Source organism: Pseudomonas sp. LJDD11 (assembly GCF_024584215.1).
GTDB lineage: Bacteria > Pseudomonadota > Gammaproteobacteria > Pseudomonadales > Pseudomonadaceae > Aquipseudomonas.
The window spans coordinates 22824-37168 of record NZ_JANJFL010000014.1; the positions used below are offsets into that span (position 1 = coordinate 22824).

Annotated in this window: 14 protein-coding genes; 6 read left to right on the top strand and 8 right to left on the bottom strand. The window is 62.5% G+C overall.

Annotated features, from left to right (window positions below; translation table 11 throughout):
* Positions 1-77: 77 nt before the first annotated feature.
* Entirely contained in the window at positions 78-989 is a 912-nt protein-coding gene (locus NRB16_RS16845; protein WP_257106539.1) for a LysR family transcriptional regulator, read from the bottom strand.
* A gap of 113 nt (positions 990-1102) precedes the next feature.
* On the opposite strand from NRB16_RS16845, the gene NRB16_RS16850 reads away from it, so the two are divergent.
* Positions 1103-2113, top strand: a complete 1011-nt coding sequence (locus NRB16_RS16850; protein ID WP_257106540.1) for a zinc-binding alcohol dehydrogenase family protein — start codon at positions 1103-1105, stop codon at positions 2111-2113.
* Here the strand turns inward: NRB16_RS16850 and NRB16_RS16855 are convergent.
* Both NRB16_RS16855 and NRB16_RS16860 read right to left on the bottom strand, forming a co-directional pair.
* Positions 2110-3288, bottom strand: a complete 1179-nt coding sequence (locus tag NRB16_RS16855) for a multidrug effflux MFS transporter (protein ID WP_045483835.1) — start codon at positions 3286-3288, stop codon at positions 2110-2112. The two genes, NRB16_RS16850 and NRB16_RS16855, sit on opposite strands and share 4 nt — an antisense overlap.
* Before the next feature lie 76 nt (positions 3289-3364).
* Positions 3365-3562 carry a heavy-metal-associated domain-containing protein gene (locus NRB16_RS16860; protein WP_045483838.1) on the bottom strand — a complete coding sequence of 66 codons (198 nt, stop codon included), beginning with the start codon at positions 3560-3562 and terminating at the stop codon, positions 3365-3367.
* 145 nt (positions 3563-3707) lie between these two features.
* On the opposite strand from NRB16_RS16860, the gene NRB16_RS16865 reads away from it, so the two are divergent.
* From NRB16_RS16865 to cueR, 3 genes are all read left to right on the top strand, one after another.
* Positions 3708-4085 carry a hypothetical protein gene (locus tag NRB16_RS16865; RefSeq protein WP_045483841.1) on the top strand — a complete coding sequence of 126 codons (378 nt, stop codon included), beginning with the start codon at positions 3708-3710 and terminating at the stop codon, positions 4083-4085.
* Between the two features lie 68 nt (positions 4086-4153).
* Positions 4154-6343: a cation-translocating P-type ATPase gene (locus tag NRB16_RS16870; RefSeq protein WP_257106541.1), complete on the top strand. Its 2190-nt coding sequence runs from the start codon at positions 4154-4156 to the stop codon at positions 6341-6343.
* Complete coding sequence (gene cueR, locus NRB16_RS16875) at positions 6340-6750, top strand: Cu(I)-responsive transcriptional regulator (protein WP_045483848.1); 411 nt, start codon at positions 6340-6342, stop codon at positions 6748-6750. Before NRB16_RS16870 ends, cueR begins: the two co-directional genes overlap by 4 nt.
* 6 nt (positions 6751-6756) lie before the next feature.
* On the opposite strand, the gene NRB16_RS16880 is transcribed toward cueR, so the two are convergent.
* From NRB16_RS16880 to NRB16_RS16900, 5 genes are all read right to left on the bottom strand, one after another.
* Positions 6757-7653 (bottom strand): PA4780 family RIO1-like protein kinase, encoded by an 897-nt coding sequence (locus NRB16_RS16880; RefSeq protein ID WP_045483851.1) that lies wholly within the window; start codon positions 7651-7653, stop codon positions 6757-6759.
* A 156-nt stretch (positions 7654-7809) separates the two neighbouring features.
* Complete coding sequence (locus NRB16_RS16885) at positions 7810-8616, bottom strand: helix-turn-helix transcriptional regulator (RefSeq protein WP_257106543.1); 807 nt, start codon at positions 8614-8616, stop codon at positions 7810-7812.
* A 73-nt stretch (positions 8617-8689) separates the two neighbouring features.
* Positions 8690-10105 carry a DUF726 domain-containing protein gene (locus NRB16_RS16890; RefSeq protein ID WP_253117432.1) on the bottom strand — a complete coding sequence of 472 codons (1416 nt, stop codon included), beginning with the start codon at positions 10103-10105 and terminating at the stop codon, positions 8690-8692.
* A gap of 22 nt (positions 10106-10127) precedes the next feature.
* The gene (locus NRB16_RS16895) at positions 10128-10406 is read right to left on the bottom strand and encodes a hypothetical protein (RefSeq protein ID WP_045483859.1); all 279 of its coding nucleotides are present in this window, start codon (positions 10404-10406) and stop codon (positions 10128-10130) included.
* A 100-nt stretch (positions 10407-10506) separates the two neighbouring features.
* Positions 10507-11784 (bottom strand): acetyl-CoA C-acetyltransferase, encoded by a 1278-nt coding sequence (locus tag NRB16_RS16900; RefSeq protein WP_257106544.1) that lies wholly within the window; start codon positions 11782-11784, stop codon positions 10507-10509.
* Positions 11785-12067: 283 nt separating this feature from the next.
* Here NRB16_RS16900 and NRB16_RS16905 point away from each other — a divergent pair, with 283 nt between their 5' ends.
* Complete coding sequence (locus NRB16_RS16905; RefSeq protein WP_257106545.1) at positions 12068-13423, top strand: 3-oxoacyl-ACP reductase; 1356 nt, start codon at positions 12068-12070, stop codon at positions 13421-13423.
* Between the two features lie 45 nt (positions 13424-13468).
* On the top strand, positions 13469-14323 hold the full coding sequence (locus tag NRB16_RS16910; protein WP_253141629.1) for a MaoC/PaaZ C-terminal domain-containing protein: 855 nt from the start codon (positions 13469-13471) through the stop codon (positions 14321-14323).
* The last annotated feature ends 22 nt before the right edge of the window (positions 14324-14345 follow it).

A 14345-nucleotide genomic window follows, 5' to 3' on the forward strand; every position in this document is an offset into this window, starting at 1 on the left:
TGCCAGCCCTCAGGAGCACTCGCCCCATATTGGCACTCCACGGCAGATAGCATTATTAACGCCTGTCACTTTCCGAATTATCTGTAGGTTTTTTCTCCAAGCTCGGCACAGCGCTGACGCAGCATCTCCAGTAACAGATGCACGGGCCGGTTGAGTTGTGCCCGGTGGGTGCAGAGCAAATTCAGCGGCGTCGGCTCACCGAGCAGTTCCGGCATCAGCACCTTGAGGCGACCGGCCTGCACATCGCCGGCCACGTCCAGCCAGGACTTGTACGCCACGCCGGCGCCGGCAACGGCCCAACGGCGCACCACATCGGCGTCATCGCTGAAGCGGTCACCACGCACCGTCAGGCTGACCTGGCGTTTACCATCATGAAAACGCCAATGGTCGTGAACCCGCTCACCGAGCATGTACAACAGGCAGTTGTGCTGCGCCAGTTGCTCGACCTGCTGCGGTTCGCCATGGCGCACCAGATAAGCCGGCGAGGCACAGAGCACCCGGCGGTTATCGACCGCCACCGGCAGCGCCACCAGGCTTGAATCCTCAGGTTCGCCATAACGCAGTGCCACATCCACCGGCTGACGAAACAGGTCGGCAATACGGTCCCCCAGCAACAGGCGCACACTCAGGTTCGGGTGCTGGCGCTGGAAATCGTCCAGCCAGGACAGCAGCAGGTTGCGGCCGAAATCCGAGGGTGCTGACAACTGCAGTACTCCGCTGCACTGATCTTCACGCCCGCTCAGCAGGCGCTGCCCCTCCTCCAGGCTGGCCAGCGCCGCGCGGGCATATTGCAGAAAACCCTCACCTTCAGCCGTCAGCCGCAGGCTGCGCGTCGAACGGGCCAGCAGTCGTGCCCCCAATTGTTGCTCAATGCGTTTGAGTGCTGCACTGGCCACCGCCGCTGACATGTCCATGACCCGCGCCGCCGCCGACAGGCTGCCCAGCTCTGCGGCACGAACGAACAATTGCAGATCATCAAAACGCAGCATAGCGGGCCTTATTTTCAAAAAAATATTGAAAGAGCCTACCGTTTTAGCCGGTTTTATCTGGCCTGCAAATAGTCAATCATCTGCCCATCCCGTTCACCACTCAGGAAGTGCCCATGAAAGCCATTGCCTACTACCAATCCTTGCCCATCAGTGACACCCAGGCGCTGCAAGACATCGAACTGCCAGCGCCGGTCGCTGGCCCGCGTGACCTGCTGGTGGAAGTCAAAGCCATTTCGGTCAACCCGGTGGATACCAAGATCCGCCGCAATGTACAGCCCCAGGATGGCGCCGCCAAAGTGCTGGGCTGGGACGTAGCAGGCGTGGTCAAGGCGGTGGGCAGTGACGTGACCCTGTTCCAGCCGGGCGACAAGGTGTTCTATGCCGGCGACCTGACCCGCTCGGGCGGTAATGCCGAACTGCATGTCGTGGATGAGCGAATCGTCGGCCACGCGCCCTCATCGCTGAGTTTTTCCCACGCTGCCGCATTGCCGCTGACCGCAATCACTGCCTGGGAGTTGCTGTTCGAGCGCCTGCAGATTGCCGAAGGCCAGGGCGAGGGCCAAAGCCTGTTGATTGTCGGCGCCGCCGGTGGTGTCGGTTCGATTCTGGTCCAGCTGGCCCGCCAACTGACCTCGCTCAAGGTGATTGGCACCGCCTCACGCCCGGAAACTGCGGCCTGGGTACGCGAGCTCGGTGCCCACGAAGTGATCGATCACAGCCAGCCGCTGAGCGAAGAACTGCGCCGTATCGGCATCGAGCACGTCACCTATGTCGCCAGCCTGACCAACACCGAACAACATCTGGATCAACTGGTCGAGGCCCTCAAGCCGCAAGGCAAGCTGGCGCTGATCGACGACCCGGATAACCTGGATATCAAGAAGCTCAAGCGCAAGAGCCTGTCGCTGCACTGGGAGTTCATGTACACCCGCTCGATGTTCCAGACCGACGACATGCTTGAGCAGCACAAACTGCTGGAGCGCGTTGCGCAACTGATCGACCTCGGCACCCTGAAGACCACCTTCGGCGAACACTTCGGCGCCATCAACGCCGAAAACCTGCGGCGCGCCCACGCCCTGCTGGAAAGCGGCAAGGCCAAGGGCAAGATCGTGCTGGAAGGCTTTTAACCGCGCTGGGCCACCCAGCGCCGGGTCAGCACCGACATGCTCACCGCCAGTGCCCCGCACAGGCTGATCACCAGCGCCATCGGCGTGGCAGTGCCATCGTGCAGCACGCCCACCAGGCTGGCGGCACCTGCCGCCACGGTGAACTGCATACAGCCGAGCAAGGCCGAAGCGCTACCTGCGCGACGGCCTTGGCCGTCCATGGCACAGGCTGATGCATTGGGAATGATGCAGCCCAGGCTGGCCAGGCAGACAAACAGCGGCACCAGCAACGGCCAGAGTTGCTCGGTGCGCAGCAGGCTGATGCCCAGCACCGTCAGTGCTGCTGCCAGATAGACCCAGATCATCCGCGCCAGCATCCAGGCCGGGCCGAACCGGCGCAGCACCCGCGCGTTGACCTGCGCGACCAGAATGAACCCCGCCGCATTCGTGCCGAACAGCCAGCCGTAGTGCTCGGCGGGCACACCGTAGAGCTTGATGAAGACGAACGGCGAGCCGGCGATATAGGAGAACATCCCGGCCATGGCAATCCCGCCACTCAGCGCGTAACCGATGAACACCCGGTCCTTGAGCAGATTGAAATACTGCCCCAGCGCCCCCGACAGCGGCGCACGCGGCTGATCGGCGCGCATGCTCTCCGGCAACCCCACCGCCACGGCCACCAGACAGGCAGCACTGAACAGGGTCAGGGCCAGGAAGATCGATTGCCAGCCGTAGGCGTTGACCATCACCCCACCGAGCATCGGCGCCAGGATCGGTGCCAGCCCCATGACCAGCATCAGTTGCGAGAACACCTTGGCAGCGCCTATCGCGTCACAACGGTCACTGACAATCGCCCGCGCCACAACCATCCCGGCGCAGCCGCCCAGCGCCTGAACAAAGCGCGCCGCGATCAGCCATTCAAGGGTCGGCGCCAAGGCACAGACCAGCGACGCCAGGCTGAACAGCACCACACCGACCAACAGTGGCTTGCGTCGGCCAAAGCGGTCAGCCGCCGGACCGTAGACCAATTGGCCGATAGACAAGCCAAAGAAGTACGCGGCCAGGGTCAACTGCACATGTTGTTCGTCAGTGCCGAATGCCAGGGCCATCGCCGGGAAGCCCGGCAGGTAGAAATCGATCGCCAGCGGGCCAAACGCCGACAACGCGCCGAGGATCAGGATGATTCGCAGGTTCATGGAAATCCGTAAGCAAGCTAAGTATTCGCTAGTCTACCCGGCTTGTCGGACATTGGCCTCTCGACGCAGAGAAATATTACCGGGCCTGGGCCTGATAACCTTCCTCGGCGATCAGTTCAACAATGCGTTGAGCACTCAGTGCACTGTCGACGCGGGCCTGGCCGGCAGGCAGATCGACCTCGACCCGGGCTGCCGGATCTTCGCCCTGAATGGCGTTGATCACCGCCTTTACGCAGTGACCACAGGTCATACCTTGAACATTGAAGACTTGCATGCCATTAACCTCCTTAAGTGGAATGGGCCAATCGTCAACCTTGCCATCATGGCAAGGTCAAGTTTCTCGTGCATCTGCCGGGCTGGTATTCGTCCCGGCTCTGGGCCAAGCTTGTTCATCGTCGTCTATCACAGGAGTATCAGCGATGCGCTGGTCAGCACTGAGCCTCTGCGCCATCCTCGGTCTTTTCGCAGCAGCCCCCGCCGTTCAGGCCGAGGACTACGGCATCCTGATCATTTCCCGCGAGCGCCTGGAAGTTGGCAGCTCCTGTGAAATCGGCGTGTATATCCAGGACCAACTGGCCGGCCGGGTGTTCCAGGAACAGTCGGTGTCGTTCAACCTGCCGCCTGGCCCGGTGGATATCCGCCTGACCCGCCTGCCCGGCAATGTGGTCGGCTGCGCGCCCGGCATGGAAGCTCAGCAGGTCACGCGGGTGAATGTGCGCAGCGGCGACATCCTCAAGTACCGCATTGCGGCCAATATCAGCGGTCTGTATCTCAAGCAGGCCGACCTGAATTATTGATTGCCTTGACCTTGTCCATGGGTCAAGGTTGATCCTTGCAGGCATTGAGCCTTCAAGGAGTGAACACAATGCAAGAGCCCATCGCTTTCGACCTGCCGATCAGCGGCATGACCTGCGCCAACTGCGCCGGTCGGGTCGAGCGTGCACTGGCCAAAGTGCCGGGTGTCGACCAAGTCACCGTCAACCTGGCCAACGAACACGCGTATGTCCAGGCACAGCACGATACTGATCCGCAAACCCTCATCGAGGCCGTCAGCCGTGCCGGTTACAGCGCAAGCCTGAGCCCGCCGTCCAGCCAGGAGCGTGCGCAACACGGGCATCGCGAGCGCTGGTGGGTGCTCGCCGCGCTGCTGCTGGCGCTGCCGCTGGTACTGCCCATGCTGCTGACGCCGTTGGGTATTCACGCAATGCTGCCAGCCTGGGCGCAGTTCGCGCTGGCCACTCCGGTGCAGTTCATTTTCGGCGCACGCTTTTATGTCGCGGCCTGGAAGGCGTTGCGCGCCGGCAGCGGCAATATGGACCTGCTGGTTGCACTGGGCACCAGTGCCGGCTACGGCCTGAGCGTCTACGTCTGGGTCATGGCCGCCCCGGATCACGCACCGCATCTGTACTTCGAAGCCTCGGCCATGGTCATTGCCCTGGTGCTGCTCGGCAAACATCTGGAAAGCCGCGCCAAGCGCCAGACTGCCAGCGCCTTGCGCGCGCTGGAAGCGCTGCGTCCGGAACGTGCCTGGCAGGTCATCGACGGCCAGGAACGGGAAGTTGCCATCAGCGCCCTGCGCGTCGACGACAGGGTGCTGGTGCGCCCTGGTGAACGCTTCCCGGTGGATGGCCAAGTCATCGAGGGCCAGAGCCATGCCGACGAAGCGCTGATCAGCGGTGAAAGCCTGCCGGTGCCCAAGCACCCCGGCGATCAAGTGGTCGGCGGCGCCATCAATGGTGAAGGCCGCCTGCTGGTACGGGCCACGGCGTTGGGCGCCGAGTCGGTGCTGGCGCGGATCATTCGTCTGGTCGAAGACGCCCAGGCTGGCAAGGCACCGATTCAGCGTCTGGTGGATAAGGTCAGCCAGGTGTTCGTCCCGGTGGTACTGCTGATCGCCCTGATCACCTTGGGTGCCTGGCTGCTCTACGGTGCGCCGCTGGAAGTCGCGTTACTCAACGCTGTGGCAGTTCTGGTCATTGCCTGCCCTTGCGCACTGGGCCTGGCCACTCCGACAGCGATCATGGCCGGCACCGGCGTGGCAGCCCGGCATGGCATTTTGATCAAGGACGCCGAAGCGCTGGAGCGTGCCCATGAAGTCGATGTGGTGGTGTTCGACAAGACCGGCACCCTGACCCTTGGTAGCCCGCGCATCACCAACATGAGCGCCGCGAGGGTCAACGAAGAGCAACTCCTGCAATGGGCCGGCACCCTGCAACGCGGCAGCGAACACCCGTTGGCCAAGGCGGTGCTGGAAGTCTGCGAACAGTGGCAACTGCAACTGGAACTCCCGGAGCACAGCCACGCCCTGGCCGGGCGCGGTATTGCCGCCACCGTGAACGGCCGCCAGTTGGCGCTGGGCAATCGTCGCCTGCTGGACGAGAACGAGCTGCTGCCGGGCGAGCTGGCCGAGTCAGCACAAGCCTGGGAAGCCGAAGGACGGACCATCTCCTGGCTGATCGAGCTGGCTCCGCAGCCCGGCGTGATTGGCCTGTTTGCCTTTGGCGATACCCTCAAGCCCGGTGCCCGGCAAGCCGTGCAGCAACTGAACCAACGCGGCATCGCCAGCCACCTGCTGACCGGCGACAACCAGGGCAGTGCGCAGATGGTCGCGCGCGAGCTGGGCATCTTCGATGTGCACGCACAGATTCTGCCGGCCGACAAAGCCGCTATCGTCGACAACCTCAAGCGCAACAAGGTCGTCGCCATGGTCGGCGACGGCCTCAACGACGCCCCGGCGCTGGCGGCCGCGGATGTCGGCATTGCCATGGGCGGCGGCACCGATGTGGCCATGCAGGCCGCCGGTATTACCCTGATGCGCGGCGATCCACGGCTAGTGCCGGCAGCGCTGGAGATCAGCCGCAAGACCTACGCCAAGATCCGCCAAAACCTGTTCTGGGCCTTCGTCTACAACCTGATCGGCATTCCCTTGGCCGCGCTGGGCTACCTCAATCCGGTGCTGGCCGGCGCGGCCATGGCGCTGTCGAGTGTCAGCGTGGTGAGCAACGCCTTGCTACTGAAAACCTGGAAACCCAAAGACCCGGTGGCGCAACCATGAACATCGGTCAGGCAGCCAGCCGCAGCGGGCTGAGCGCCAAGATGATCCGCTATTACGAAGCCACCGGCCTGCTGCAGCCGGCACCGCGCAGTGACAGCGGTTATCGGCATTATCAGGACAAGGACCTGCATACCCTGGCGTTCATCAAACGCTCAAGGGACCTGGGTTTCTCGCTGGAGGAAGTCGGCAAGCTGCTGACCCTCTGGCAGGATCGCCAGCGCGCCAGCGCCGACGTCAAGGCCCTGGCCCAGCGGCACGTGGATGATCTGCAACGCAAGATCGAGGAAATGGCCAGCCTGCGCGACACCCTGAGCGAGCTGATTGAACACTGCCAGGGCGACCAACGCCCTGACTGCCCGATCCTCAAAAGCCTGGAATCGGGTGCCTGTTGTACCCGACGCTCATAGACCGGTTTATTGCATCCACGGCGGTGTCGGCTCTTCGTCCTGCCGCCCGTTTGGCGCATCGGCAGCCGCCAGGGCTGCCTGACGACGGGCCTCGTCGCGTTTGGCCGCTTCGATCTCGCGCATCACCCCACGCACATCGGCTTCGCGGGTCGAGTCCTGGAATTGGCCGGTCAGCGGCGTATCCGGGCTCAGGGTGCCGGCTTGATAATGGGCCCACATTTCCTTCGCGTAGCGGGTCTCTCTGAGCTCTGGGGCAAAACGTCCGAAGTAGGCGGCCATGTTGCCGACATCGCGCTCAAGCATGCTGAATGCATGATTGTTGCCCGCCGCATCCACCGCCTGGGGCAGATCGATGATCACCGGGCCGTCCGGGTCGAGCAGCACGTTGAACTCCGACAAATCGCCATGCACCAGCCCGGCACACAGCATCAGCACGATCTGGCGGATCAGGTAGGCGTGATACTCACGGGCCTGCTCCGGTTCCAGCTCGACATCGTTCAGGCGTGGCGCCGCATCGCCGTCACCATCGCTGATCATTTCCATCAACAGCACGCCATCGAGAAAGTCATAGGGCTTGGGTACCCGCACCCCGGCACTGGCCAGGCGGAACAGTGCTGCGACCTCGGCGTTCTGCCAGGCATCCTCGGCTTCCTTGCGACCGAACTTCGAGCCCTTGGCCATGGCTCGCGCCTGGCGGCTGTTACGAACCTTACGCCCTTCCTGGTATTCCGCCGCCTGACGAAAACTGCGCTTGTTCGCCTCCTTGTAAACCTTCGCACAGCGCAATTGCTTGCCACAGCGCACCACATACACAGCTGCCTCTTTCCCGCTCATCAGCGGACGCAGCACCTCGTCGACCAGACCGTCTTCGATCAGGGGTTCAATGCGTTTAGGAGTTTTCATCGGCTTTGAGTGGGGGTCCTTTGCCAGATACGCGTAAGTCGTCGTTATACGGCAATCCGCTACCAGCGAGTAGAGGGGCCGCTTGCTGATCTACACAGCAGGTGCATACAAATGTTTACCAATCGGCGTTGGAGTCACAGTTTTCACAGCCGTTCATCACTGCTTGAACAACTCTCCCGGTGTAAAACCAAACAGATTCCTGAAGGCTGCGATAAACGCGGAAGTCGAGTCATAACCGCACTGCAATGCGGTGTCCGTTACCCGGCTGCCGTCTTGCAGCGCGTTCAGCGAGGCCAGCAAACGCGCTCGCTGTCGCCAGCCACGAAAGCTCAGGCCGGTTTCACGCTGAAACAAGCGCATCAGGGTTTTCTCGGATGTGCCCAGCCGTGCGGCCCATTCGTGCAGTGTCACAGGCAGGCCGGGGTCGCGGATCAACTCGTTGCACAACGCCAACAGCCGCACATGACGCGGCAGTGGCAGGCTGAAACCGACCTCAGGCAAGACCGCCAGTTGATCGAGCAGCACATGCACCAGACGCGCCTCGGCGCTGTCGTGTTCCGGGTAGGTGGACGGCAACTGACAAAAATGCTTGATCAGCTCGCGGGTCAAGGCCGTGACCTCCAGTACCCGGCAGCGCGGCGGCGCCCATTGGCAATCACGGCTACGCACATACAGGCTGCGCATTTCAGCTTCAGTGGAGGTCACCACTTGATGCTCAAGCCCGGCCGGAATCCACACCGCCCACTGCGGCGGCGCGAAAAAGCTGCCCTCAGGGGTATGCACACCCAGCACCCCACTGATGGCATAGGAAAACTGCACCCAGTCATGGCTGTGCGGCGGCGTCCAGGACCCGGCCCAAAGACTTTCGGCTCTGGCATAGAGCGGACGCGGCAAATCCACCAGGTCAGGAATACTGCGCTGGCCGGCAGCAGATGGCGCGCTGGCCTGTCCGTTGTTCAGCATTCTCGGCTCTTATAGCTCAAGTCGGTAATGGCTTCACAGAGTAGCCTGTCAGCCCGACACTGTACAAAAGGGCTTACATCAATCCTTCATCATCCAGCGTAATCCGGGCATAGAACACAATCGCCACGGTGGGAATCAGCGCTGAATAGCCTGGTCGCAGCGCCGTACCAAAGCGCGTCATCAGGCGTTGCAGCGGCGCGTTCCTGATTGCCCCCAGCACGCCTCTGACAGACCCGGCCACGCCGCTGACCGGCGGGGCGGTGGACGGCGAAACGGTTTTGAATGAAGCGGCCAGTGTCAGTCGCTCGGCCAGCTCATCAATATGCCGGGCATAGGTATCCCAGGGCATGCTTCTAATACTGCTCAACGGCGCCTGGGCCAGCGGATGATCATCGACGAATGCGTGGGCGAAGAACGTCCTGAGCAGCAACGCCTCGACCTCGACGACGGTGGCGCAGTGGTGCAAGGCATTTCCCAGGTCATACTGGCGGGCCAGCATGCTCAGTACCCGGGTGTAGGAAACCCCGTGACGGCGTGCGGCGTTGAGCAGAAAGTGCCCGCCCACCAACTGGAACTCACGGGCGAAGGCGTAAGCCCGGTCCGGCTCATGCGCCTGCAGGCGCGTCCAGCGGCTGCTGCGCAGATGCTTGATGGCCTCATCCAGCAGATAGGCTGGCGAGCGTCGCACCACGTCAAGCAAGTAGGCGTCCTGCAACACCGGATCGAGGTCGGCAACCGGCAACAACGCTGTATCCACCAGTGGCCCGTCGAAACCACTGAACTGCGTGGCCGCCAACACGTCGCCAAGACGCTTCCAGTAATGGTTGTGTCGATAACCGGTCATGCGCACATTGTCAAAGTGCTCCACCGGCATTCGGCCCAGGCTGCGCTCGCCGAGGTTGAGCAGCAGCACCGGGTCTTCACTGGACCAGGCATTGATCAGCCGCCCGGCGATGCGCGGGCGCAACTGCGCAGCTTCCTCTGCTTCGACCCGCACCGCCGCGCCCATCAACAGCACATCACCGATGGTCAAGTCAGGTTCGTTAGCAGCGTCCAGGTGCCTGAGCATGCTGATCAACAGCCGACCGCCCAGCGAATGGCCGATCAGGTTAATGCGTTTGACCTGCGGGTGATGCTGCGCCAGATAACTGCCCAGTTGCCGCAGCAGGACCTTGCCCATGTTCTCGGCACGGCTGCGAATGCGCGCAAAATGCATGGCCCGATCACCTGCCAACGCGGCAGCACCGGCCAACGGGTGCAAACGCGCGGCCGCCATCAGCAAACCACGGGAGCGGTTATCCATCTGCATGAAATGACTGGACGGCCAGAACGCCAGAACGTTGATGCTCTGGCGCAACTCGGCGGGGATGCTGGCCGCCAGCATGCGCCGGTCATCCAGGTCGTGACCGGCCGAATAGCCATGGACAAAGATATTCGCAACATCGCCGGTGGCGTTGGGCAGGGTCAGAAACTTGAAGTGAGTGTCCACCGGATGAAGTCTCGGCTCGCGTTCAATCGCGGAAGATAAACCGCTTGGCAATACGCTTGATAAGCCGCAAACAAAGCATGACCCCGGCCAGGGCAATCACCGCCTTGGCCACCAGCATGAACCAGGCTTCGATGTCGGCCGACAGCAAGCCCATCAGCCAGCCCATACCGGCGATCAGCAAGCCAATCAGCAACAGGCCGATATGCGGCTGCAGCCAACGCGTCCTGGCCCCCTTGTCGAACAGGTATAAGGCAACCCCTACCAGGGTCAGAAATACCAGTACCGCGATGATCAGTCCCATGCTCTACCTGAAGGGTTAGCCGAAAACAAACGCAGGCTGCGCGGGCCGATTATGCCCACGCTTGAACAGCTTTACCACGCGCCGGCCGTCCCGTCCGGAATCAGCGCTCCAGAATCGCGGTTACCCCTTGGCCACCTGCCGCACAAATCGAGATCAACCCGCGGCCCTGGCCGGCCACGTCCAGCAACTTGGCCAGATTGGCGACGATCCGCGCACCGGTGGCGGCAAACGGATGACCGGCCGCCAGCGAACTGCCTTTGACGTTCAGCCGACTCAGGTCAATGCTGCCCAAAGGCGCCGCCAGCCCCAGCCGGGTGCGGCAGTATTCAGGGTCTTGCCAGGCCTTGAGGGTACACAACACCTGTGCGGCAAACGCCTCGTGGATTTCATAGTAATCAAAGTCCTGCAGGCTCAGGCCACTGCGCGCCAACAGCCGCGGCACGGCGTACACCGGGGCCATCAGCAGCCCCTCGGCACCACGCACGAAATCCACCGCAGCCGCCTCGCCATCACGTAAATACGCCAGCACCGGCAAGCCGCGCTCTGCGGCCCACGCTTCACTGGCCAACAGCACCAGCGACGCACCATCGGTCAGCGGTGTGGAATTACCCGCCGTCAGGGTGCCCTTGGCACTGCGCTCAAAGGCCGGCTTGAGGCTGGCGAGTTTGTCCAGGGTCAGGTCATCGCGCAGGTTATTGTCGCGGTTAAGGCCGCGGTACGGCGTCAGCAAGTCGTCGTGCCAGCCCTCGGCATAGGCCGCTGCCATTTTCATGTGGCTATCGAACGCCAGTTGATCCTGACTTTGCCGATCAATACCCCAGGTCTGCGCCATCAGCTCGCAGTGTTGCCCCATCGACAACCCGGTGCGCGGCTCGCCGTTGCGTGGCAGCTCCGGCTTGAGGTGCTGCGGGCGCAGTTGCAGCAGGGTCTTGAGTTTGTCGGCCGTGGACTTGGCCCGGTTGGCTTTGAGCAGAATATTGCGCAGCCCTTCGCTGACGCCGATCGGTGCATCCGAGGTGGTGTCGACGCCGCCGGCAATGCCGCACTCGATCTGCCCCAAGGCAATCTTGTTGGCCACCAGCAGCGCGGCCTCCAGGCCAGTGCCGCAAGCTTGCTGGATGTCGTAGGCCGGAGTCTGCGCCGACAGCCGCGAGCCGAGTACGCATTCACGGGTCAGGTTGAAATCCCGCGAGTGCTTGAGCACCGCCCCGGCAACCACTTCGCCCAGCCGCAAGCCATGCAGATTGAAGCGTTCAACCAGGCCTTCCAGCGCGGCGGTGAGCATTTCCTGATTACTGGCCGTCGCATAGGCGCCGCTGGAGCGGGCGAAGGGGATACGGTTGCCGCCGACGATGGCGACACGACGTGGCTGATTCATGGAAAAACTCCGTTTTTTCAGGGTTCAGAAGAGCCTGCAGGGTGCCTCTAAAAACGTAGGCGAGGCAGCCAACGCAAGGCGAAAACAGGCGAAGAAGCGCAGTTTACGGGTTGTAAATGAGCATTCTGAGCCTGGTTTCAACGCGGCGATGGCAACGCAGGTAGTTTTTAGCGGTGCCCTACGGGCAAGTTGTTACACAAAATGAGCAGCACAGCGCATAGAAGAACAAATGTCGCATGGCTGTGGTCCACTGCTTTGAACCCAGACTCAAGGAGAGTGTTCCATGCCGTCCGATCGCTACATCGATTTCGCCAATTCCGACATGGGTCGTCGCCTGGTGAAAGCCGTGGGCCTGCCCACACCGACACGCCTGGAACGCTGGCAGGCAGGCCGCCTGCGCCCTATCGAAGGCAACCTGCTGATCAGCAGCGGTCCCTTGGCCGATCAGGTTCGCCAGTTTGCCCCGCGGCTGACTGACGCTCAGTACAGTCTGGACAATGACGTCCCCGATGCACCTCAGTGGGTCGCAGGGCAAAGCCCGCGCCTGAAGGCGGTAGTGTTCGATGCCAGCGGGCTGCATCGTGCCGAGCAACTGGTGCAACTGCGCGACTTCTTCAAGCCGGTGCTGCGCGAGCTGGAGCGTTGCGCGCGGATCGTGATTCTCGGCCATGCGCCAGCCAGCCTCGACGATCCGCTGGCGGCCAGCACTCAGCAGGCCGTCGAAGGCTTCAGCCGCTCGTTGGGCAAGGAACTGCGTGACGGCAGCACCGTGCAGTTGCTGCAGGTTGCAACCGGCGCCGAAGCTCAGCTCGAAGGCGCGCTGCGGTTTTTCCTGTCCCCCAAGAGCGCATTCATTAGCGGCCAGGTGCTGCAACTGGAACTTAATGGCAATCAGGTCCAGGACTGGAGCCGTCCGCTGGCCGGACGCCGCGCACTGGTGACCGGCAGCGCCCGCGGTATCGGCGCGTCGATCGCCGAAACCCTGGCCCGCGATGGTGCGCAGGTGCTACTGCTTGATGTGCCACAAGCCCGTGCCGAGCTTGAAGCGCTGGCGGCCCGGCTTGGCGGCCAGGCGCTGGCGCTGGATATCAGTGCTCAGGATGCGGCCGAGCAACTGCGCGAGCATCTGCCCGAAGGGCTGGACATTCTCGTGCATAACGCCGGTATTACCCGCGATAAAACCCTGGCCAACATGACCCCCGACCTGTGGGATGCGGTGCTCGATATCAACCTGCAGGCGCCGCAGCGGCTGACCCAGGCCTTGCTCGATAACGGCACCCTGCGCAGCGACGCGCGTATCGTGCTGATGGCCTCGATCAGCGGCCTGGCCGGCAATCGCGGCCAAACCAACTACACCGCCAGCAAGGCCGGCCTGATCGGCTACGCCAGAGCCATGGCGCCGATACTCAAGGATCGCGGCATCAGCATCAATGCCGTGGCACCGGGATTCATCGAAACGCACATGACCGAGAAAATGCCCTTCGCTCTGCGCGAAGCCGGCCGGCGCATGAATTCGCTGGGCCAGGGTGGCCTGCCACAAGACGTGGCCGAGGCGGTGGCCTGGCTGAGCCAATCAGGCAGCGGCGCAGTCAGCGGCCAGGTCTTGCGCGTGTGCGGGCAGAGCGTGATCGGCGCTTGAAATCCGTCAGGCAGCAACATGGCTGCCGATACAAGGAGAGACAAGATGACTGCACACTGGCGTTACCTGGATAACCTGCCACCCCTGCCAAGCCTGTTTTTCCAGGCGGCCTTGCGCCGCAAGGTCAGCGGCACCCGGTTGCCGGACCTGGGCCTGCGCAGTTGGGTAAGCGTCGATGCCGAGAAGCTTGCGGCCTATCGCAAAGTCTGCGGATTCGCCGACAGCCGCCTGTTACCGCCTACCTACCTGCATGTGCTGGCGTTCCCATTGCAAATGCAATTGATGACCAGCGAAGACTTTCCCTTCCCGTTGATGGGGTTGGTGCATCTGGGCAACCGGATCAGTGTTCACCGGCCACTTGGCGGGGTCGGCAAGGTGTACGTGAGCATTCATGCCGGCAACCTGCAGCCGCATGCCAAGGGCGCGACTTTCAGTCTGTTTACCCAGATCGATGACGGGTTGGGGCTGCTGTGGGCAGAAGAAAGCACTTTTCTGTGCAAAGACGCCAAGGTCGATGGCGTGCTTAACGACGACGTCGAGGTTTCGCATGAACCGCTGAGCGAGGTAGCCCGCTGGGAAACCCCGTCATCCATAGGGCGCCAGTACGCCAGGGTGTCCGGGGACTACAACCCGATTCACCTGAGCGCGCCCAGTGCCAGGCTGTTCGGTTTTCCCAAGGCGATTGCGCACGGGATGTGGCTCAAGGCCCGGGCACTGGCTTCCCTGGATGATCATTTGCCTGACGCGAATATTGAAATTGCGGTGCAGTTTCACAAACCGCTGCGCTTGCCGGGGGCGGTGATCCTGTCAGCCAGCGCGGCCGGGTCGCATGGCCAATTGCAGGTGGATGGGCTCGAAGGCGGGATCAAGCATATGACCGGCAGTTGGCAACCGCTGTAGGACCGGCTTTAGCCGCAATACT

Excerpts from the sequence above, each read along its gene's own strand:
- NRB16_RS16885 (WP_257106543.1), bottom strand. The coding sequence starts at position 8,616 with ATGCTGAACAACGGACAGGCCAGCGCGCCATCTGCTGCCGGCCAGCGC.
- NRB16_RS16865 (WP_045483841.1), top strand. The coding sequence starts at position 3,708 with ATGCGCTGGTCAGCACTGAGCCTCTGCGCCATCCTCGGTCTTTTCGCA.
- NRB16_RS16860 (WP_045483838.1), bottom strand. The coding sequence starts at position 3,562 with ATGCAAGTCTTCAATGTTCAAGGTATGACCTGTGGTCACTGCGTAAAG.
- NRB16_RS16880 (WP_045483851.1), bottom strand. The coding sequence starts at position 7,653 with ATGAAAACTCCTAAACGCATTGAACCCCTGATCGAAGACGGTCTGGTC.
- NRB16_RS16900 (WP_257106544.1), bottom strand. The coding sequence starts at position 11,784 with ATGAATCAGCCACGTCGTGTCGCCATCGTCGGCGGCAACCGTATCCCC.
- NRB16_RS16845 (WP_257106539.1), bottom strand. The coding sequence starts at position 989 with ATGCTGCGTTTTGATGATCTGCAATTGTTCGTTCGTGCCGCAGAGCTG.
- NRB16_RS16910 (WP_253141629.1), top strand. The coding sequence starts at position 13,469 with ATGACTGCACACTGGCGTTACCTGGATAACCTGCCACCCCTGCCAAGC.
- cueR (WP_045483848.1), top strand. The coding sequence starts at position 6,340 with ATGAACATCGGTCAGGCAGCCAGCCGCAGCGGGCTGAGCGCCAAGATG.
- NRB16_RS16850 (WP_257106540.1), top strand. The coding sequence starts at position 1,103 with ATGAAAGCCATTGCCTACTACCAATCCTTGCCCATCAGTGACACCCAG.
- NRB16_RS16855 (WP_045483835.1), bottom strand. The coding sequence starts at position 3,288 with ATGAACCTGCGAATCATCCTGATCCTCGGCGCGTTGTCGGCGTTTGGC.
- NRB16_RS16895 (WP_045483859.1), bottom strand. The coding sequence starts at position 10,406 with ATGGGACTGATCATCGCGGTACTGGTATTTCTGACCCTGGTAGGGGTT.
- NRB16_RS16905 (WP_257106545.1), top strand. The coding sequence starts at position 12,068 with ATGCCGTCCGATCGCTACATCGATTTCGCCAATTCCGACATGGGTCGT.
- NRB16_RS16870 (WP_257106541.1), top strand. The coding sequence starts at position 4,154 with ATGCAAGAGCCCATCGCTTTCGACCTGCCGATCAGCGGCATGACCTGC.